The organism is Microbispora catharanthi (assembly GCF_006334915.2).
Classification (GTDB): domain Bacteria; phylum Actinomycetota; class Actinomycetes; order Streptosporangiales; family Streptosporangiaceae; genus Microbispora; species Microbispora catharanthi.
In genome coordinates this window covers 310,607-329,122 of record NZ_VDMA02000004.1, presented here as the reverse complement: position 1 = coordinate 329,122, position 18,516 = coordinate 310,607, and the positions used below count along the sequence as shown (strand labels likewise).

The 18,516-nt window shown below is 66.1% G+C and carries 15 protein-coding genes and 1 pseudogene; 6 read left to right on the top strand and 10 right to left on the bottom strand.

Annotation, left to right across the window (positions count from 1 at the left end):
• The first annotated feature begins 4 nt into the window (after window positions 1-4).
• From FH610_RS09765 to FH610_RS09740, 6 genes are all read left to right on the top strand, one after another.
• Entirely contained in the window at window positions 5-2,383 is a 2,379-nt protein-coding gene (locus FH610_RS09765) for a type IV secretory system conjugative DNA transfer family protein (protein ID WP_240808879.1), read from the top strand.
• Window positions 2,380-3,216: a replication-relaxation family protein gene (locus FH610_RS09760; protein ID WP_139573976.1), complete on the top strand. Its 837-nt coding sequence runs from the start codon at window positions 2,380-2,382 to the stop codon at window positions 3,214-3,216. The genes FH610_RS09765 and FH610_RS09760 overlap by 4 nt, the downstream gene beginning before the upstream one ends.
• Complete coding sequence (locus tag FH610_RS09755; RefSeq protein WP_139573975.1) at window positions 3,213-3,884, top strand: C40 family peptidase; 672 nt, start codon at window positions 3,213-3,215, stop codon at window positions 3,882-3,884. The genes FH610_RS09760 and FH610_RS09755 overlap by 4 nt, the downstream gene beginning before the upstream one ends.
• A gap of 245 nt (window positions 3,885-4,129) precedes the next feature.
• A complete protein-coding gene (locus FH610_RS09750) occupies window positions 4,130-5,029 on the top strand; it encodes a radical SAM protein (RefSeq protein ID WP_161627961.1) in 900 nt (299 codons plus the stop codon).
• On the top strand, window positions 5,026-5,439 hold the full coding sequence (locus FH610_RS09745; RefSeq protein WP_139573973.1) for a DUF6375 family protein: 414 nt from the start codon (window positions 5,026-5,028) through the stop codon (window positions 5,437-5,439). The genes FH610_RS09750 and FH610_RS09745 overlap by 4 nt, the downstream gene beginning before the upstream one ends.
• A 1-nt stretch (window position 5,440) precedes the next feature.
• Window positions 5,441-9,463: an NACHT domain-containing protein gene (locus FH610_RS09740; RefSeq protein WP_139573972.1), complete on the top strand. Its 4,023-nt coding sequence runs from the start codon at window positions 5,441-5,443 to the stop codon at window positions 9,461-9,463.
• Between the two features lie 111 nt (window positions 9,464-9,574).
• On the opposite strand, the gene FH610_RS09735 is transcribed toward FH610_RS09740, so the two are convergent.
• The 10 genes and pseudogenes from FH610_RS09735 to FH610_RS09685 all read right to left on the bottom strand — a co-directional run bounded on the left by FH610_RS09735 (window position 9,575) and on the right by FH610_RS09685 (window position 17,976).
• Window positions 9,575-10,060, bottom strand: coding sequence for a hypothetical protein (locus tag FH610_RS09735; protein WP_139573971.1), 486 nt, complete (start codon window positions 10,058-10,060; stop codon window positions 9,575-9,577).
• Window positions 10,061-10,467: 407 nt separating this feature from the next.
• The gene (locus tag FH610_RS09730) at window positions 10,468-11,466 is read right to left on the bottom strand and encodes a DUF932 domain-containing protein (protein WP_205825655.1); all 999 of its coding nucleotides are present in this window, start codon (window positions 11,464-11,466) and stop codon (window positions 10,468-10,470) included.
• A 158-nt stretch (window positions 11,467-11,624) separates the two neighbouring features.
• Entirely contained in the window at window positions 11,625-12,185 is a 561-nt protein-coding gene (locus FH610_RS09725) for a hypothetical protein (protein WP_139573970.1), read from the bottom strand.
• Window positions 12,186-12,433: 248 nt separating this feature from the next.
• Window positions 12,434-12,745: a hypothetical protein gene (locus tag FH610_RS09720; RefSeq protein ID WP_139573969.1), complete on the bottom strand. Its 312-nt coding sequence runs from the start codon at window positions 12,743-12,745 to the stop codon at window positions 12,434-12,436.
• Window positions 12,732-14,231 carry a YifB family Mg chelatase-like AAA ATPase gene (locus FH610_RS09715; protein WP_139573968.1) on the bottom strand — a complete coding sequence of 500 codons (1,500 nt, stop codon included), beginning with the start codon at window positions 14,229-14,231 and terminating at the stop codon, window positions 12,732-12,734. The genes FH610_RS09720 and FH610_RS09715 overlap by 14 nt, the downstream gene beginning before the upstream one ends.
• Window positions 14,232-14,236: 5 nt before the next feature.
• A pseudogene (locus FH610_RS45605) lies at window positions 14,237-15,251 on the bottom strand (DUF4192 domain-containing protein).
• Window positions 15,252-15,391: 140 nt separating this feature from the next.
• Window positions 15,392-15,697: a hypothetical protein gene (locus tag FH610_RS09700; RefSeq protein WP_139573965.1), complete on the bottom strand. Its 306-nt coding sequence runs from the start codon at window positions 15,695-15,697 to the stop codon at window positions 15,392-15,394.
• On the bottom strand, window positions 15,694-16,128 hold the full coding sequence (locus FH610_RS09695; protein WP_139573964.1) for a hypothetical protein: 435 nt from the start codon (window positions 16,126-16,128) through the stop codon (window positions 15,694-15,696). Before FH610_RS09695 ends, FH610_RS09700 begins: the two co-directional genes overlap by 4 nt.
• Before the next feature lie 39 nt (window positions 16,129-16,167).
• Window positions 16,168-16,566, bottom strand: a complete 399-nt coding sequence (locus tag FH610_RS09690; RefSeq protein WP_139573963.1) for a hypothetical protein — start codon at window positions 16,564-16,566, stop codon at window positions 16,168-16,170.
• A 666-nt stretch (window positions 16,567-17,232) separates the two neighbouring features.
• Window positions 17,233-17,976 carry a hypothetical protein gene (locus FH610_RS09685; protein WP_205825654.1) on the bottom strand — a complete coding sequence of 248 codons (744 nt, stop codon included), beginning with the start codon at window positions 17,974-17,976 and terminating at the stop codon, window positions 17,233-17,235.
• Window positions 17,977-18,516 lie beyond the last annotated feature (540 nt).

The window sequence follows — 18,516 nt, the reverse complement described above, 5'->3', positions numbered from 1 at the left end:
GACGATGATTCAGGGTCCGCTGTACGATCCGGATGCCTTCATCGTCTGGCTGCTGGCCTGGGTGAGCGGCCGCGTCTGGCAGCTCGCTCTCGCGCTCTCGATCGCCGTGATCACCCTCGAACTGCTCCACGTCCTGGTTGTACGGCTCCGCCACCGCGCCGCGACGAACGGGGCACGATGCGTGGAGATCTTCGCCCCGCCCACGGCAGACATGGCGGGTGCCGAGGCACTGTGGGGCAACCTACTCGGACTCCTGCGCCCGGCCTGGAAGCGCATCCTATTCGGCCAGCCGCATCTGGCATTCGAGTACGTCTTCGGCACCGGCGGAGTCCAGATCCGGATGTGGGTCCCCGGCACAGTCCCTCAGCACCTGGTGGACCACGCGATCGAAGCCGCCTGGCCGTCCGCCCGCACCACCGTCGTGGAGGCCGCTCCGCCGATGCCGCTCAGCGGGCAGGCCACAGGCGGACACCTGGTGATCGCACGCAGTGAGCGGCTGCCGCTCCGGCACGACCATGACCACGACCCTCTTCGCGCCCTCCTCGGAGCCGCGGTGGGCATGCCTGGCTGGCAGCACGCCGCCGTACAGATCCTCGCCAGGCCCGCCACCGGTCGCCGTCTTTCCGGCGGTGCCGGCGGCATTCCCGTCTTCCTACTGCGAGCCGGACTCGACCTCTTCGCGCCGGGCCCGGCTCGCGCTCACCACCAGCCGAACCATGGGTTGCAGGATCACGCTGCCCGTCTGGAGCAGTACGCCGAGGCCCGCGCCATGAGGGACAAGGCCCTACAACCCCGATACGAGGTCGCCGTCCGCTACGCCGTCCAATTCGACGAAGGCAAGGACCGGGCAGCGCGCAAGGCACGCCGGAAGATCATCCGAGGTCGCGCGCATGCGATCGCTTCGGCATTCGCTCTGTTCTCCGGGCACAATCATCTGGAGCGGCGCCGCCTGCCGCTCCCCGCTCGCCACCTCGCCTCCCGCCGATTCGGGCGCGGCTACCTCCTGTCGGTCTCTGAGCTGGCCGCACTCGCGCATCTGCCGATGGACCCCGCCGTACCTGGGCTGCAACGAGCCGGAGCGAACACGGTGGCGCCTTCGCCGCAGGTCGCCCAGAACGGGAAGGTGCTTGGCCTGGCCGACGCCGGTCACGAGCGGCCGGTCGCTCTGCGTGTGATCGATTCCTGCCACCACGTGCACGTCCTCGGCCCGAACGGCACCGGCAAAAGCACGCTGCTGGCCCAGATGATCCTTTCCGACATCGAGGCCGGGCGCGGCGTCGCCGTCGTCGACGCAAAGGGCGACCTCATCGCCGACCTGCTCGGTCTGATCCCTGAAGAAGCAGGCGAGCGCATCGCTCTGATCGACCCGGACGACCGCCAACCCCGGCCGGCACTCAACGTGCTGAGCGGCCCGGACCTGGAAACCCTCGCAGACAACCTCGTCGGCATCTTCCACAAGATCTACGCCGACTCCTGGGGCCCGCGCAGCGACGACATCCTGCGCGGCTGTGCCATCACCCTCTCCCGTAACGGCGGAACTCTTGCCGACATACCCGCGCTGCTCACCGACCCCCTCTACCGCAAGCAGCTCACTGAACGCCTCAACGACCCCTTCCTGATGGGGTTCTGGAACTGGTACGAGCACCTATCCGAACAGGCCCAGGCGCACGTCACCGCGCCCATCATGAACAAGCTGCGGGCGTTCCTGCTCCGCCCGTTCGTCCGCGACATCCTCGGCTCGGCCCAGTCCACCTTCGACGTCGGCGACGTCCTGGACGGCAAGATCCTGCTCGCCCGGCTGCCTAAAGGCGTACTCGGCGACGACACCGCCCGCCTGCTCGGCTCGCTTCTCCTGGCCCAGGTATGGCAGGCCGCCTCCCACCGCGCTCGACTCGGCCGCAGCCGCGCGCCCTCAGCCCTGTACGTGGACGAGACGCAGAACTTCCTGAACCTCCCGCACGCCCTGTCGGACATGCTCGCCGAGGCTCGCGCCTACCGGCTGTCCATGGTGCTCGCCCACCAACACCTGGCGCAGCTTCCCCGAGACCTGTGCCAGGCGATCAGCTCCGACGCCCGCAACAAGATCTACTTCTCGCTCTCGCCCGAAGACGCCCGCGAGGTCGAGCACCACTTCAGCCCGTACCTGACCCGGCACGACCTCGCCAATCTCGGCGCCTTCCAGGCCGCCGCCCGCCTGGTCGTCCGCTCTGCCGAGACCCCGCCCTTCACCTTGCGCACGCGGCCACTGCCCGTTCCCGACCCCGACCTGGCGCGACGCGTCCGCGCCGCCGCCGCCAAAGCCCACGGCCGGACCCCCGCCCAGCCCGAAGTGCTTCCGCACGACGACCCACGACAGCAGCCCAGAAACGGAGAGAACACATGAACGAGCACTACACACCCAGCGTCCTGGCCTCGCTCGCCACCCAGCTGACCAGCCGCGACCGCCACCTGCTGCGCCTGGTCTGGACCCACAAGGTCCTGACCGGACACCAGATCACCCACATCGCTTTCGACAACCCGATCACCGCACGGCACCGCTTGGTCAGACTGCACCGCATCGGCGTCCTGGACCGCTTCCGGCCCAAGCCACCCGTCGGTTCAGCGCCCTGGCACTACGTGCTCGGCGAATCCGGCGCCGCCGTACTCGCCACTGAGGACGGCGTCGACCTGAGCGAGTTTGGCTACCGCCGCGACCGCGCCCTGGCCGTGGCCTACAGCCAGCGCCTCGCCCACACCGTCGGCGTCAACGACGTCTTCGCCCGCCTGTATGGCACCGCCCGTCAGACGAACGGGTGTCGCCTCGAGACCTGGTGGCCAGAGGCGCGCTGTGCCGCACAGTGGGGCAAGCACGTCCGCCCCGACGCCTACGGCAGGTGGACCGAGAACGGCCACACCGTCGATTTCTTCCTCGAGTACGACACCGGCACCGAGACCCTCGACCGGGTGCTGGGCAAGCTGCACGGTTACGCCGCACTGACGGCGGCCACCGGAATCACCACCCCCGTCCTGTTCCTGACCGCCTCCAGGCGAAGGGAGAGCACCCTTCACGGCCGGCTACAACTCGGTGCGGCTCAAACCGGGGTGCCGTGCGCGACGGCCGTTGCCGGCGCTGACCCGCAGGGCCCCATCTGGCTGCCCCATAACCGCCGAGAAGCACGCTTGCGCCTGGCCGAACTCGCTGAGCACTGGCCTCAGCCCGCAGCGGAGCGCCTTTGATCGAAGAAGCCGCATTGGCGAAGATCCTCGCCGCAGGCGCCAGCCTCGTCGCAGGGATTGCCCTCCTAATCGGACTGGCAGGAGGCGCGCGGTACGCGGCCATCTCGGCCAGCGCGGTCTGTAACTACCCCAGCCCCTCAGCGTCCGAGCTGAGATCGACGCAGCCCCGAGAAACACCGCCCGCGGCCGCCGGACTGTGCGCGGAACTATCGCCCGGAGAGATCCCGGCAGAGGCACTGGCTGGAGCGGAGCGCGGGATAATCGCCGTTCAGGCGGCGTTGCGCATGCGCGGCACCCCGTACTCCTGGGGAGGCGGCGGACCGGCCGGGCCGAGCTTCGGCATTGGTCGCGGTGCCAGAACGCGAGGGTTCGACTGCTCCGGCCTGGCCGAATACGCCTGGTCCAGAGCCGGGGCCCGGATCGGCGGAGACACCTCCGCGCAATGGAACGCGGGGATCCACGTGCCCAGAAGTCAGATCAGGCCAGGAGATCTGATCTTCTTCGCCTCCAACCCGGCTAGCCCCGCGACGATCCACCATGTCGGCATCGCGATCGACGCCACTCGCATGGTCCACGCGCCGTTCACCGGCAGCACCGTGCGCGTCGACACCTGGGCAGGCGTACCAAGCCGGGAGCGAGAGTTCATCGGAGCCGTCAGACCCGCGTGACGTGAGTTTCAAAGGTGCGACCGTTTCTCATCCGATCCAGTCAGCCACCAGCACGTCACTGCCTATGCGAAGAACCCGTCGGCTAGGCAGCCACAGCGCGATTTTACCGCCCTCAGGATCAGCTCCCGGCCGAATAGGCGGACGCCTTCCATATCTGTTGTCTCGGCCACAGCCGGGAAACCTTCATCAGTCGAACGCTCACCGACGGCATGCGTGGTCTCCGGAGCAGTGGCATCCTGGTGCCGATGATATGCAAGATCCGTCTGTCCGAAGCTGGCGTGCACCTGTTCGACCGGGTTTCCGGGCTGAACGTCCTGCTCGATGAGGTGGAGGTGCCCGCAGAGCAGGTCTCCCGCGCTCCTCGGTACTTATCGATTGCGTTGACAAACGCCTGCGAGCTTCGCTGCTCCTACTGTTATGCGCCCAAGAATGCCGCCACGCTCGATATAGACCGCGTGGTCGCCTGGACGGTTGAGCTCGACGGCGCCGGGTGCCTGGGTGTTGGCTTCGGAGGCGGGGAACCGACCGCTTACCGTCGGTTTGCCCAGCTCTGCGCTCAGATCGCTGAGTCGACGTCGATGGCGGTGACCTTCACGACGCACGGACATCGGCTGACTCCGCGACTCGCTGATGCGCTGCGAGGGTCGGTGCACTTCGCGCGTCTGTCCGTGGACGGGGTCGGGGCCACCTACGAGCGGCTCCGGCATCGGCCATTTACGGCGGTGATTTCCGCTGCCGACCTGCTTCGTTCAGTGGCACCGATCGGCATCAACACAGTTGTGAACGCCGACACGATCGGCGAGCTCGATGATCTCGTCGAGTTCGCCGCCAGCGTCGGAGCATCTGAGCTCCTGCTCCTACCAGAGCAGCCGACTCCGGCAACGCCTGGTATCTCCAATACCGATGCGGAGCGCCTCGTTCATTGGATACGAACGGCCAGGACCGAGGTTCGGCTTGCGATCTCACGCTCTGGGCTCGAAGCCTCGGTGCCGGCCGTTGAGGCTATTCCCGGTGAACGTCCTCTTGATGCACACATGCACGTTGATGCGACCGGTGTCCTCCGACCCAACGCGTACGCGTCAATGGGAACGCCGATCCAGGGCTCCATTCTGGATGCCGTCCAAGCCTTGAGGGAGGCGGCGTGAAGATCTGGCACAGCTACGGTTCCGAGCACTCGATGGATCTGGTGCTGATCGGCAAGTTCGAATCGGTATCCGGTGCGGAGGCGGCGATCGAGCGGATGGAGGCGCTGAAGGCTCTCGCGGAGTCCGAACGGTCCGACGATGATTGGCGGTGCCGGGACGAGCGTATGCCTGACGCTCTCGTTGACGAGCTGGTGAGGCTGAAGCTCTATGAGTTAGGGCGATCCGATGTCGACATCTACGCCTTCGACCACTCGGTCGAACGTAACGGATCAATCATCCGCATTTGGACTGAGGAGTCCGAAATTCAAGGATTTCTGAAGGTGCTCCTTCACCTTGGTGCACGGGTCGAAGTGTTCTCGCGCCATGACTGGAATGAGGACGGGACTCCGCGGAAGGCCGCGGGCGGCTGAGGTGGCGCTGGACCTGACCGAGCTGGCGCTCTTGCGGGGTGCAGCCGATGAAAACTTCGAGGCGCTCACACGAGCGATCGTGTCCCGTCGCTTTGGCGCGTTGGGCACTCTCCGGGAGCGGCGTCAGCAGCCGGGCGTCGAGTTCTACCTGCGAGTCGAACACCGCGGTGAACTCGGGGATCCAGGCCGGGTATGGGGATGGTCATGCAAGTGGTTCATCCTTGGGCCTAGAAACGAGCTCACCCCGGGCCAGCGGACGCAGATTGAGGAATCCTTCGAGAAGGCCAGCAAGCACGTTGCGGGGTTGACCGACTTCGTGCTGTGCCTTCCCCAGCGTCCCGCGAAGCAGGACGTGGACTGGATTTATGATCTTGGATCGGCCAGGGGGATCTCGACGAAGCTGTGGGCGGCGGAAAACTTCGATGCGCAGTTGTCCGGGCTCGATGAGCTCCGTTCCACCTTCTTCGGAGAGCTCGTCCTGTCTCCGGACGCGCTCTCACAGGCTCATAAGCGCTCTGTCGCCCCAATCAAGGCCCGGTGGATGGCGCCGCTGCACACTTCGAACCATGTCGAGCACCGGATTGAGCGGGCCTTACTCCATCCGGCGTCGTTCGACTGGCTTGATGAGCACATTGCCGCCATCGCTGTTCGTACTGAGGCACTCCATGACGCACTGCCCGCCATTGACGATGACGCGACCCGCGTAGATGCTCAGGGAGTCGTCGATGACCTGGACCGGTTCGTCGATGACCTGCGAGCCATCGCCGAAGCCGCGCGAAACCGTCGGCCAACGGAGGCTCGTGAGCGCATCGCCGATCAGCAGCCACCAGCGACATCGCCTCGCAAGCTGCGCTCGCTCGTCTTCGGCTTGAGGAAGCGGCGCCTGCCAGCTGCCCTTGCTGTCACCGGCCTCGCTGCGGAAATCCGTGACGTCGTCTGTTGGCTGCAGGACTTGCACGCGGATCTGCAGGCCCCGTTGACCGCGATCGTTGCCGCTGCCGGAACGGGCAAGACCCACCTTTCTGCCCAGCTGACTGCGCCGACCGAACGACCGACAGCTGGAGTGTTCATCCAGGGCGGGCACCTGCGGGCCGGTGGGACCCTGGACGATCTGGCGCGTCGGATCCCTGGATTAAGGGTTGATCGCTTCGAGGATCTCATCTTGGCGCTCAATTCCGCAGGCGGCCGTGCCGGCACTCGGATCCCCCTGATCCTCGACGGCTTGAACGAGGCCGAGAGACCCTCGGAATGGCGTGCGCTCCTTGATGAGCTGACGCCAGCACTCGACCATTACCCCAACGTTCTGGTTATCGTCACTCTCCGTGAGGCGCTAGCTGAGCGTGCTCTTCCGGACACAGCCATAAAGCTTGATCTCAAATGGAACCGGACTGAGGTCGACGACCTCATTGCCGCCTACTTCGACCACTACTTGATCGACGCCCGCGGTGCGTGGCTGCCGACTCGGATGTTCCGTTACCCACTGTTCCTCCGTATGTACTGCCAAGCCGCAAACCCCCTCCGCAAGCAGCCGGTCGGAGTGGAGGCGCTCCCGACATCCATGGTTGGTGTGTTCGAGCTGTACCGCGACGCCGTAACCAAACGCCTTGCCGAGGACCCCGCCCGCAAGCCGGTACCGGCTGACCAGATCAAGCGGCGTCTCGCTGAGCTCGCTCGGGAGCTGTGGGCACGCGGGGTCCGTCGGCTCCCGTCCGATGATGCAAGGGGAATCCTCGACGCTGGTGAGACTAATTGGGATGAGAGCCTGTTCCGGCGTCTTGAAGAGGAAGGGGTCTTGCTCCGCGATGAGGTCAACGGCGGTGACGATACCGAAACGGGGATTCTGTTTGACCGCTTCGCTGGCTACCTGATCGCTGATGCGCTCCTTGTGCGCATGACTTACGCCGAGGTCGAGGAACGGCTCGCGGAGGCGACTATGTGGAAATCCCTCCTCGACAAGGATGGCCATCCCCTCGGCGTAGACGTCGCCATCAGCCTTGTCGGGCTGGTGCCACGCCGGTTCGCCGCGCACCACCTTTGGCGCCTCGCCCCAGAACAGCACCGATCATGGGTACTCGCCCAGGAGCTCGACTCGGAGTCCGAGCTCCTCGATGACCAGACCGTCGACCAACTCGCGACGCTGATCGTTACGAGGAACTGGAGGACTTCTGGGCCTCGCGGCTACAGGCGCCAACATCCGTTCGACCGGCTATGGGAGGTCCGCAGATCTCCCGCCCACCGCCTGAACGCCCACTTCCTCGACCGGGTCCTCCGCCTACTGCCTCTTCCGGAACGTGACCGCAAATGGACCGAATGGGTCCGCCATCGCGCCGATGACCTACTTGTGGACAACCTGAAGCAGATGATCAGGCGCTGGACCGGAAGCCTGGACCGGGTCGAGGCCGACGAGCTAGATGCAGTTGCGATGGCGTGGCTGCTGACGTCCACAAATAGGGACGTGCGGGATCTGGCTACGAAGGCCCTGCAGCGCTATGGCCGACCGGAACCGAAGCGATTGTTCGATCTCGCTACCCGGATGCTCGATGTTGACGACCCATATGTGGTTGAACGCGTCGTCGGTGCCGCGTTCGGTGCCGCCACTGCTCACCAGATGCCTGATCCCGGCGGGCCGTTCGAGCATGCGCTAGCTGGGTGGCTTGTCGAGCTGCGCAACCGATTCCTCGCCGGCGGATCGTCCCCAACATCCCATGAGCTGCTGCGCAGCTACGTACGGGCAACCTACGAGCTCGCCGGGACTCTCCACCCCGGTGCGGTACCCACTGGGATCGATCCATTCGCGCTGACGTTCGCGACTGTGCCGACTGCACCGGTGATGGCTGACGACGACCCGAATGCCAAGGAGTGCGACAGCACCTTCGGTATGGACTTTGAGAACTACGTCATCGGGTCCGTCATCGAGGGCAGACGCAACTACGACTTCGACCACGCTGAATTTCGTCGAGCGCGTGGCGAGGTCATGGCCCGCGTCTGGGAACTTGGGTGGCGTGCCGCGACGCTCGGCGACATCGACCGGGCAATCGCTGAGGCTGCGAGACGGTTCGGGTCTACACGCACGAAGGTGGAGCGCTACGGCAAGAAATACGGGTGGATCGCCTACTACGAGCTAATCGGCCGTCTCTCTGAGGCCGGGCACAAGCGGGATCGGTGGGTTGGAGGCGGGCGCCACGTGACGCCCGACATCGACCCTACCTGCCCCGATGAACCACCGGTGGCGCCCGTCCAGCTACCGGATTGGGCACCTGCTAGTCCGGTGGACGACGAGGTTTGGCTCCGCACCGGTGCGGTGAACGTGCCAGCGGAGCTGTGGTCACCCGACCGTATCTACGGCGTCACTAACGAATGGCTGCTGGTCGAGGGTTTTCTGCAGCATCGGCACGACGGGCGGAAGGTGTTTGGGTTCTTCCGCACCCTCTTGCTGGAGCCGGCCGACGTGAACTCCGCACTGGAACTCGCCAGCAGGATCGAGTACCCAGGGAACCACTTTTTCCCGCAACTCCCGATGATCCGGGACGTATTCGCCGGAGAGATGCCTTGGAGCCCCAGATTCAAGGCGCGTCTCGACGCCGATGACAATGAGTCCTACTCCCGTCCAGCACTGCGCCGCGACTGGCGGGAGGAGGGCATCGGGATCGGCCAGGTAGCCGTGGAACTCGCGACGGGCGAAAGCGGTTCACCGACGGAGCTGGAGCGGTCTTATGACGTGCCGTCCTTCGAGTTCGCCGCCCGCTTCGGGCTTCGCCAGCTGCCCGGCACGTTGGATCTCGTCGGCATGGACGGTACTCGTGCCTCGGCCATCTTCCGCGTAGAGGAACCGTGGCGCGGGCAGCTGCTGTTCCTCCGCCGTGACTTGGTCGTCGATTTCGCCGGTGATCGCCGGATCGTGCAGGTCGCCTGGGGCGAGCGCGAGGTGACCGTTGAATGGAACTCCGTGCCTTCCTGGGTCCGTTCGGTGCACGAAAACTACGAGCATGTCTGGCGCGACATCGGGGTGCTCCATGAGCCTTAAATCTTCAGCGATGGCAACGTGTAGGTCGTAGGATCGCGATGACCGATCTCAATCTGCCTTTGATCACAGAGTTGAAGTTGGTCGGAGGGCCGGTTCTTTGCGAGCCGGCCCTCACTCCTCTCCCAGACATCGCTGCAACAGCAGGAAGCCCGGCATCTCGTTCCTCGGCCGGATCCCGACTTCGAAGATCTCTGGTTCCTCGAAGACGGGCTCTCCGCCGGGGCGACGCGCGTAGGCGACTCGCCCGTAGTCGACGCCGTCACCCCGGTCGAAGCTCATCCAGGTGATGGCTTCCTGCTCACCTTCCCGGAGAGGGTGATTGGAGACAGCTCGCACTGCGATCGTGCTCGGCGGCTTGAACACCCACACTTGTGGAACCGCCAGCACCCATCGAGCCGCGTCGATCTCAACCGCCTTCTCAGCTGCCCTGGCCTCGAACGCCGCCGCAGTCGCGCTGTCGCGTAGGTAGTCGTAATCGCTCAGAATCAGCTTCCGCCCGCCCTCGAGCGCGATGATCGCTGGGCACTCGCGAGCCACGATGTTCTTCTCCAGACGCTCCACCACGTCGAACAGTAGATGCGCGGTCGCCTCGTTCATGTCGCCTCTGGCCCCCTCGCTCGCGGCGTTTACAGTGCACCAGGGTTTCAGAAACGGTCGTACGAGGGGCAGATCCCGGAGAAGCTCTACCGTTGCGGTGGCACCTCAGACGGCTGGTGGCCTCCAGCGCGTCGAAGACACGGGCGCCGATCTGTCCCGCCGTGATGGCAGATTTGCGAACGGCTCACACCACGTGCCCTACGGGCGCGAAGTCCTCGCTGCTCCGTCCGCCGACGCCATTTCTCACGCGAGCGTGGATTGCGGCGCCCCCTTCGGCCGACGCTCCGACGATTTTTGCTGGGTGCTGGCAGCCCTTGCATGCGGGAGCGTTTGGGGAACACGCAACCTCCTTCCGTTGACTACGGATCCCCGCCCCTTGCGGTACGGGGAACCGGGTGAGTGTGATGTCAGACAGCTATGGCGAGCGGCTGATCCAGCACGGCGCCCAGTGTGCACAGGGTGCCGCGGTCGAGCTCGTCGATGCCGCCCGTCACCGCACGGAGCATGTTTCGCTCAGCTCGCTCGGCGCCGCGTACGTTCTGCTCGTGGTGCGTGAAAGTGTTCACCGCCTGGACCACGCCCCAGGCCGTACCACGCCACGGAGCCACTCGGAGGTCGTGGTTCCAGAGCTTGGCCAGGGCGTCTCGCTTACTTTCCGCCATGGTGCGGCTGCGGCCTCGCTCTCGCGGCATCGGTGCGTGGGCGTCCAGGAATGCCTGCCACTGCCGCTCGGTGACCTCAACGCGGCACAGTTCGCGTACCGCCGTTGAGAATTCGTCGGCCAGTGCATACACGATGTGCAGCGCCTCGCGGGCCTCGGCGAGCCGGAACTTCGAATGCCGAGAGTGCTTGATCTTCACCTGCTGCCCGCGCTCGGCAAGGCTGGCGGCCATCGTGTTGTCACAGACGATGTTGGTCACCGCTCGCTTGAACGTCGTGGCCAGCGAGCCGTCAAAGGACGTCGCCCCGAACAGGTGGGGTCGGAACTCGACGCCTTCCGGCGTGATGACGTTCTCGGGCACCTCGACCGACACCCAGGCGACCGCTCCGCCCTTGAGCAGCCCGGCGGAGCCGATCGACAGATCGGCGTCGAGGAGCCGGGAAACGGTGTTGATGAGCCACTCCACGTAGGGGTGCGGTTCGTAGCCATCGGAGAAGATGCCCATCACGTGGCCGTTGTCGCTGCATAGGATGGCCTGCCTTCCGGGCACCTGGGCGAGCCCACCTCGCGGGTCCTCCACGTAGACCGGGCTGCTCAGCGCCTCCCAGCCGAACAGCCGCCGCTTGACGTCGTCCACAGGGATCGGGCCTGGATAGTGGTTCGGCTCCTCGCCCTGCATGCTCGCCCGGTAGTGCCAGGCCGTACCACGCTTCTCGGTGAAGCCGATCAAGGTGTTGGCGTTCAACCACTCCAGAGACTCCTTGGACATGTTTTTTCTCCCCTTCGATGGAAATGAAAAGGCACCGGCCGTAGCCGGTGCCCTCAATACTGTCGATACTTTCGGTAGGTCGACTTTCCGGATTCGCCCGCCTCTCCAGCGCGAGCGCCGAAGCTCGGGCGAGGTCACGTGGAGCGATGCTGTACGGCGTAGGCGATGCGTTCGGTCAATTCACGATCGGCCGCGCGAATCTCAATTGCGCTCGTGGTGTCGCCGTACACGGTGAACGAGCCGGAAGCGCCGTCCAGGCGCCACCGGACGACGGTCTCTCGCTCGTTCTCGGTGAGTGAGGCTTCCGGTAGCAGCTCTACCAGGGTTTCGACGATCTCGGCCCGCGTGCCGTTCTCAGCCGCCCTCTTTGCCAGCCGCTCGCGGCAGGCCAGCAGATCTCGCCGGTAGTCGGGCAGTAGGCGGCGCTCGATCCTCTTCGCGACGAACTTCGCCCCTCGCGCCGCCGTCACCGTAATCTCATGCCGCCGCAGGCCAGGAAGCGTTCCTCTGCTGCCGCCGGGGTAGACACCGAGCACCCTAATCCGCCTCCGCTGATTCCAGATCGGATGCACGACGAGCCGGGCGCCGGCCGGTCCCGTCAGGTAGGCCGGATGACCGGGCCGCACCAGAGGGCTGAAGCCGTCCAGATGCTCGGCGACCTCTATCACCAGTTCCTCGATCTCCCATTCGTTCACTCAGAGACTCCTTTCGCATTATTGATTGACGGGCTCAAAGCAGGCCCGCCCAGAGCGCAGACTGAGCCAATCGAGCGTCATCACTTCGACCGAATAGACGCTCATTGCTGGCATATAAATACGGGGGCCGTTGCGGCCCGAACGTCCGCCCCCAAGGCCCTGACGCGCTGCAACCTGATTCGGTGCAGGCGTAAGAGGTTTAGCGGATTTCCCGAATCGGGACAGTGCCCGCCGATCGGCAAGCGGCTTTATGGCTGCTCTTCGTTGCGCATGCGTTCTTGGTCGGCGCGGAATCGGTAGATGTCCCGGCCGGGCTTGGCGCACTCCTGGCAGCGGCAGCCGTATCTGTGGATGTCGCTGATGTGGAAGAGCTGGGTTCGGTCCTGCCACGTTGTGGGATAAAGCGACTCATCCAGTTCCACGTGGGCGCGTCCGCGCTGCTCGTTGACCTTGGTCACCGTAGCCGGGTAGTAGAAGGGCGATTGGTAGGACTCCGTCCACCATGGCCGTACCGGGATGTGGAAGAAGGGGCGGACCAGGACGCGGTCACCGGGCTCCATCGCCGTCTGCCCCCTTCCACAGCTCAAGGGCGCCCGCCGCATCGTCGAGCTGTGGGCGGTCGGCGCCGCGCAGGTCTGCCAGCGTCCAGGCCACGCGCAACAGCCGGGCAAGCCCGTCAGCCGTCACGAGCCCGGTGTTGACCGCCGATCGGAGCAGCTCGGCGGCCTCCGGCGCGACGGGAAAGCGCGTGCGCAGGTCTGGCGCGGGTACCTCGGCGTTGGTCCGCCATGGTGTGTCGGCCAGCCGGTGAGCCGCCCGCACTCTCGCTGCGAGCACCCGCGCGGCCACCGCCGCGCTCGACTCACCCGCCCGTGCCCCGCAATCCCCCCACTCGACAGGCGCGCGTACGGCGACGCGTGACAGGAGCAGCGCGAGGCGTGCCCGGTAGCGGCGCTGGGCCTCCGGTGTGCAGGCGCACTCCCGCTGTTCGAGGCATGGGCAGGGGCGGGCGTCGAGAACCAGGGTGAACCGCGCCGGGTAGCGGACGCTGCGGCCTCGCTCTGTGAGGTGGACCTGTCCGCTGTCCAGTGGCCGGCACAGGCCGTCCAGGACCGGGCGGGTGAACTCCGGCGCGTCGGCCAGATGTAGCACGCCACGGTGGGCGAGCGAGACCGCACCGGGACGGTTGCCCGCCACGCTGCCGAAGATCGCTGCAGCGGTCGCCGTATGGTGCGGCGCGGACAGCGGAGGCGTGGACCCCGGCGCCCCGTCAAGGCGTCCGGCCAGCGAGTAGATGTCGGCGACCTGGCGGGCGGCCTCGTCGGTCAGCGGCGGCAGGATGCCCGGTAGGCGTTCGGCGAGCATCGTGGCCGGGCCTTCGCCGGACAGGAACAGGTGGTGCCCGCCCGCCGCGCAGACCTCCAGCGCGTGGCGGGCCGCCTGGTTGCCGGGCACGTCGGCCAGGTCGACGGCGAATGACGATGACAGCGCAAACTCAGACTCCGGCTCCTGATCATGGTGATCGCGGAGGGTCCCGTGGCGGAGCTGGTCGACGACGTCGGCCAGCCGGGTTACGGGCATCACCACGGCGCCGGGCACCTGCGCAGCCTCCCGCGCGCATTCGGCGGGGACGACGACTCTGCTGAGTCCGGCCCGGACAGCGGCTCGCACCATCGGCAGGACGCCTCTGACCGGGCGGATCCCGCCGTCCAGCGCCAACTCGCCGAGGAACACCCGCCCGGCGATCCGCTCGGGCGGGATGACACCAGTGGCGGCCAGCACCGCTACAGCCAGCGCGAGATCGGCCGCCGCGTCGTAGACCGGCGGGATCACCGGTGACACGCTCACCGTGATCCTGGCGTCCGGCCAGGCTGTTCCGCTGTTGAGGATCGCGGCCCGGATCCGCGCACGGGCAGGCCAGACCGACGTCTCCGGCAAGCCGACCAGATACAACTCCGCGTCGCCGGGCACAGCGGCGGCTTCGATGTCCACAAGCTGTGGATGCAGGCCGACCAGCGCCACTGATCGGGTGGAGGCCTGGCCCATCCCGTTCACCACCCCACCGGTAGCACCGGTCGCGCAAGGTCCGGGCACTGCGCGGCCTTATCCGCGATCTCGTCGGCCATGCCCGCACAGTCCATCCCGGCGGCTGCCTCCGGCGGCAGACCGCAGTCCAGGGCAGTGCGGATCAGGCCCGCCAGGCTGTAGCGGGGATCGACCGACAGCGCCCGTTCCACGGCGACGCGCGCCAAGGGCCCGTCTCCGGTCCGCAGTGCGAGGAACGCCAGCAGCGCGGCGGGAGGGGCGGCGAAATCCGGTTCCACCCGGCGGGTGAGTTGGGTCCACAGCCTGATGTGCGTGTCGTCGTCGTATCGGCCGATCAAGGTCATCGCCGCGTCCCGGACGAAGATCGCACTGAGCCGCACGCCGAGCCAGGCGACCTCGTCGGCGGACAGGTCCTGCCCGGCCTGGGTGCGGTCCAGCGCGGCGGCGACCTGAGTGAGGCCCTCGTGATACCAGTCGCGATCTTCTTCATCAGTGAGCAGACTGCGCCGCCTGAGCACAGGCCTCCCGTGTGGCGGCGCGCACCTGTTCCCGGTCCTGCCCGCCGGCCGGGGCGAGCATGGCTTCGAGTGCCGCGCGGTCGGGCCGGGCGACGTACCCGGCGAACACCGCCGCCGCGGCGGCCGGGTTGCTCCCGGCGTCGTACGGGACACCGTTGGGTGAGCAGCAGTCGGGATCGGGGCACGTGTACGACCAGTAGCGGCCGCCCTCGACCCGTAGCGCGTCGATGGTGTCGATGCCTGCCTCGGACAGGGCGCCGCGTACCGCGTCGATGACGGGTGTGACGTGCCAGCCGGGCCCGTACCCGATCAGCATCGCCCGCTCAGCGTCGTTGCGGGTGAGCAGGTCGGCGAAGTGCTGGGCCAGGTCCGGTGTGTCCTCCGAGCGGTCCGGCAGGTCGACACGCATGCTGAACCGCAACCCCCGCGCCGTGGCCTGAGGGTCAGCGGCGGGTTCGAACGCCATCGCGACGATGCTGCGCTCCGGGTGGAATCCCAGCATGTAGGGCACGATCGCGATGAAGTCCGCCGGACGGGTCAGCCGAACGGTGTGATCCAGACGAGAGGTCATAGGTGTTCTCCTGAACATGAAGAAACCCCCGGCGCGGTCAGCCGAGGGCGATGGAATGAAGAAGGGCGGAGTCAGCAGCGTTCGATGCGGACACCGCCGCGCGGTCCAAGGAAGATCCGCCGATCGGGGTAGTCGAGCCCGTCGGCGGAGCCGTACAGCGTGATTTCGCAGTCGTCCCCGACGCACGGGGTGAGCACGTTGGCGGCCTCGCGACGGGTGAAGGCGAAGTGCGAGCGCTGCCAGTAGCCGTACCGGTGCCGATCAGCTAGCTTCGCGCGGGCCTCGGCCAGGCTGGCGAACTCCTCCAGATCATCGGGCTCGGGCGGGCCGTACCCGTTGCCGCCGTGCCAGAGCCCGTACCAACGCGCCACGCTCATCCCCCGCAGCGGGACGGGCAGCCGGGCGAGGCGTGGTCGCCCCCGCAGTAGCCGCACCACTCATCCATCGCATAGATCGACAGCTCTTCGGCGTACCGGTCGCGCCACCCCAGCTGAGCCCTGGTGTAAGAGTCGAAATAATCGGCGCCGACCTCGCCCGGTCGCAGTGTCAGGTAGTGCAAAACCGTCCGGGCCGCGCTGATCAGCTCACCGGGCGTCAGAACCGCGCCGACACCCGAGCAGATGTCGGACGCGGCGAAGATCGTGCGGCGGCGCCGAGACAGCCGATAGCGCCAGCGGATCCGGCCCTCATCGGTCCGCCCGGCGGCCTCCACCTCCAACAGGTGATCGGCGTCGATCTGCCACGCGGGCACCAGCCGGGAGCTGATGATCCACCCGGGTGGCAGGGGCAGGGCATGCGTCATCGCCATGGCGACTCCAAAAGGTTCAAAAAGGTGGAATGGCGGCCGTCAGCACGGGCGACGGCGGCTCAGATGATGCGGTCGCACAGTCGCGCTGACCGCATGGATCTCGCAGTCCCGGAAATCCAGGGCATCGACGAAGCAGCGTGAGCAGCGGATCAACCGCACGCATGCCCCGGAAGTCCGGTTGGTGTGCGTGGCGTCGATCCACAGATGGGTCTTGGCCAGACAGCCGTAACAGGTGATCACCTCGGCCGCCGTGGGCATCGGCGTGAGCGCCACCGTCACCACGTACTCACGCACGCCACCGGGATCGGCGGCGGAAACCAGAGTCGCGGTGTCCGGGCGGACCTCACCCAACGCGGCCACCCGCATCACGCGGCCCCCGCCGCAGACCGTCAGGTCTCCCACGGACCAGCCAGCCCGGACGGCAGAATTCACCTCCATACGATTGCCTCCCTTTTCGCGGCGCCTGTCCGGCGGCCTTCCGTACGGTCCGGCGGATGCGGGAATCAGGACGGCGGTTAACGTATGGCGCAGTCCGGTGTGTCCGGCGCTCTCGCGGCGCGAATTACTCTCACTTAAATACGGTGGCCGGAACGGCCCGACCGTCCGCACGCGGCAACATTTCCGCAGCATTGCCGCGCACGCCGCACCGACAGCCCGACCGTTCCGGCCCCCTTGCCGTCCTGTGACACGGCTACGCGAGCCACAGAACAACAGGTGAGAACGAACATCGCGCCGAACGCGTCAAACGCGCACCGGCGGATTTCGCTCTCACCTAAATACGGTGACCGGAACGGCCCAACCGTCCGCGCCCGGCGACGTTTTACCAACGTCACCGCGCGCTCTGCGAACGGTCAGGAACTCCGGCCTGTTGCCGTCCTACGGCGCAGCAACCAAGCCGTAGAACAGCACCATAAGAGCGAAAATCACTCCGAGGGCGGCAGGCGCGCACCGGCGGATCTCGCTCTCACTTGAATACGGGACGTACAACAGCCCAAGCGTCCACACTTGCCCGGATACTTTGTGGCTCTGAAACGGGCTCGGCGCATCCTGAGGGCATGAAAAAGGGCCTCAGAACGCTCTCTGAGGCCCTCTCAACGGGTTGTGTCAGTCCTCTACGCCGTTGGTTCCGCCGTGCACCATCGCGCTCCTGACGTCGTCAAGACGCTCCGACAGTTCGCGCCACTCCGCGCGTGCGGCATCCCGCACCCGGATCACGTTCCGGCGAGAGCCGTACGCGCCCCCGTAGCGCTTCTGAGCTACCTTGTTCAGGACCCCCGCACGGCCCAGATCATTGGCCTGACCCGCTACCTCCATTACATCCGTGATGGTTGGGAAGTCCTGACCGTCTCCGAACGCCTGACGGAAGATGACGGCGCTGTTCAGCGCAGTGCAGAAAGCTACGGCCGCCCGTGAGACGTTCTCGGCGTGTGGCAATCCACGCATGAACTGAGCGCCGGGCGTGGCGTCGACATCGCTCGGAGGAACATCGATGCGGTATCCGTTCCGCGCGGCGGCATCGCGAACCGCCCACCTCTGCAGGGTGGTCCGCGTGATTGTCATCTCTCCGCCATCGCGCCGGACGTAGACCCATGCGGGGGATTCTACCGTGCCTTCAGGAGCCATACGGCAGGAAGCGATTATTTCTCGGATCCGCTGAGCGAAGAGAAGAACGGCATCCTGTGTGACGTCATCCGACACGTCATCGGTGCCGTACGGCGCGTGTCCCTGCTTAACTATCGTGGCGCTTCCATCCATGCGCTTACGGGATCGCGTCGCGTCGACCGTTCGGCAATAGCCGCGCGCCAGCCGCCGGATTTCCGCCCAGTCTTCCGGCGTCACCCTTGCCATGTCTTCCGGCGTAAGCGTCTCCCCGGGAACGTTGGCGGGAACACACTTTCCAGGAGCCACCCCGTTGGACATCTTCCATCTCCGATCTCTTCTATAGGAGCGCGCCTTTCGCGCCCCTACTGCCTTTGATCGGTTCAATTCAATCCCAGAACGGCGTCCAACTCAACGACATTCGGCGTTTCTTTACCCTATTTGATTGATGATAGGCTGGCCAGATGGGGAATCCGATTGGCAATGAATTGACACTCCGGGGAGGGGGTCGAGCAATCCAGCAAGCCGGAGACAAGAGGTCAGCCAGATTGAGGGAGAGCTTTAATTGACCTCTAGGCAATGCAGGAAATCGAAGAATATATATTGCGGCACCTCCGGAATCTAATAATAAAAATAGAATTACCGCGCCGGCCCCCGCCGGTCCTCTGATAGGTGGTGTCTGTCAGTCAGTCGGGCCGCCGAGTGGCTGGGGTTCCACATCCCTGACCTGGGGTTTCGCTGCCCTGCCGTCAGCCGCTCTCAATCGGCTGCCCACTGGCTTGTCATTGG

What these genes read in the sequence shown, in the direction of transcription:
- FH610_RS09765 (WP_240808879.1), top strand. Translation starts at nt 5, where the DNA reads ATGATTCAGGGTCCGCTGTACGATCCGGATGCCTTCATCGTCTGGCTG.
- FH610_RS09760 (WP_139573976.1), top strand. Translation starts at nt 2,380, where the DNA reads ATGAACGAGCACTACACACCCAGCGTCCTGGCCTCGCTCGCCACCCAG.
- FH610_RS09750 (WP_161627961.1), top strand. Translation starts at nt 4,130, where the DNA reads ATGATATGCAAGATCCGTCTGTCCGAAGCTGGCGTGCACCTGTTCGAC.
- FH610_RS09735 (WP_139573971.1), bottom strand. Translation starts at nt 10,060, where the DNA reads ATGAACGAGGCGACCGCGCATCTACTGTTCGACGTGGTGGAGCGTCTG.
- FH610_RS09720 (WP_139573969.1), bottom strand. Translation starts at nt 12,745, where the DNA reads ATGGAGCCCGGTGACCGCGTCCTGGTCCGCCCCTTCTTCCACATCCCG.
- FH610_RS09715 (WP_139573968.1), bottom strand. Translation starts at nt 14,231, where the DNA reads ATGGGCCAGGCCTCCACCCGATCAGTGGCGCTGGTCGGCCTGCATCCA.
- FH610_RS09700 (WP_139573965.1), bottom strand. Translation starts at nt 15,697, where the DNA reads ATGAGCGTGGCGCGTTGGTACGGGCTCTGGCACGGCGGCAACGGGTAC.
- FH610_RS09695 (WP_139573964.1), bottom strand. Translation starts at nt 16,128, where the DNA reads ATGGCGATGACGCATGCCCTGCCCCTGCCACCCGGGTGGATCATCAGC.
- FH610_RS09690 (WP_139573963.1), bottom strand. Translation starts at nt 16,566, where the DNA reads ATGGAGGTGAATTCTGCCGTCCGGGCTGGCTGGTCCGTGGGAGACCTG.
- FH610_RS09685 (WP_205825654.1), bottom strand. Translation starts at nt 17,976, where the DNA reads ATGGCAAGGGTGACGCCGGAAGACTGGGCGGAAATCCGGCGGCTGGCG.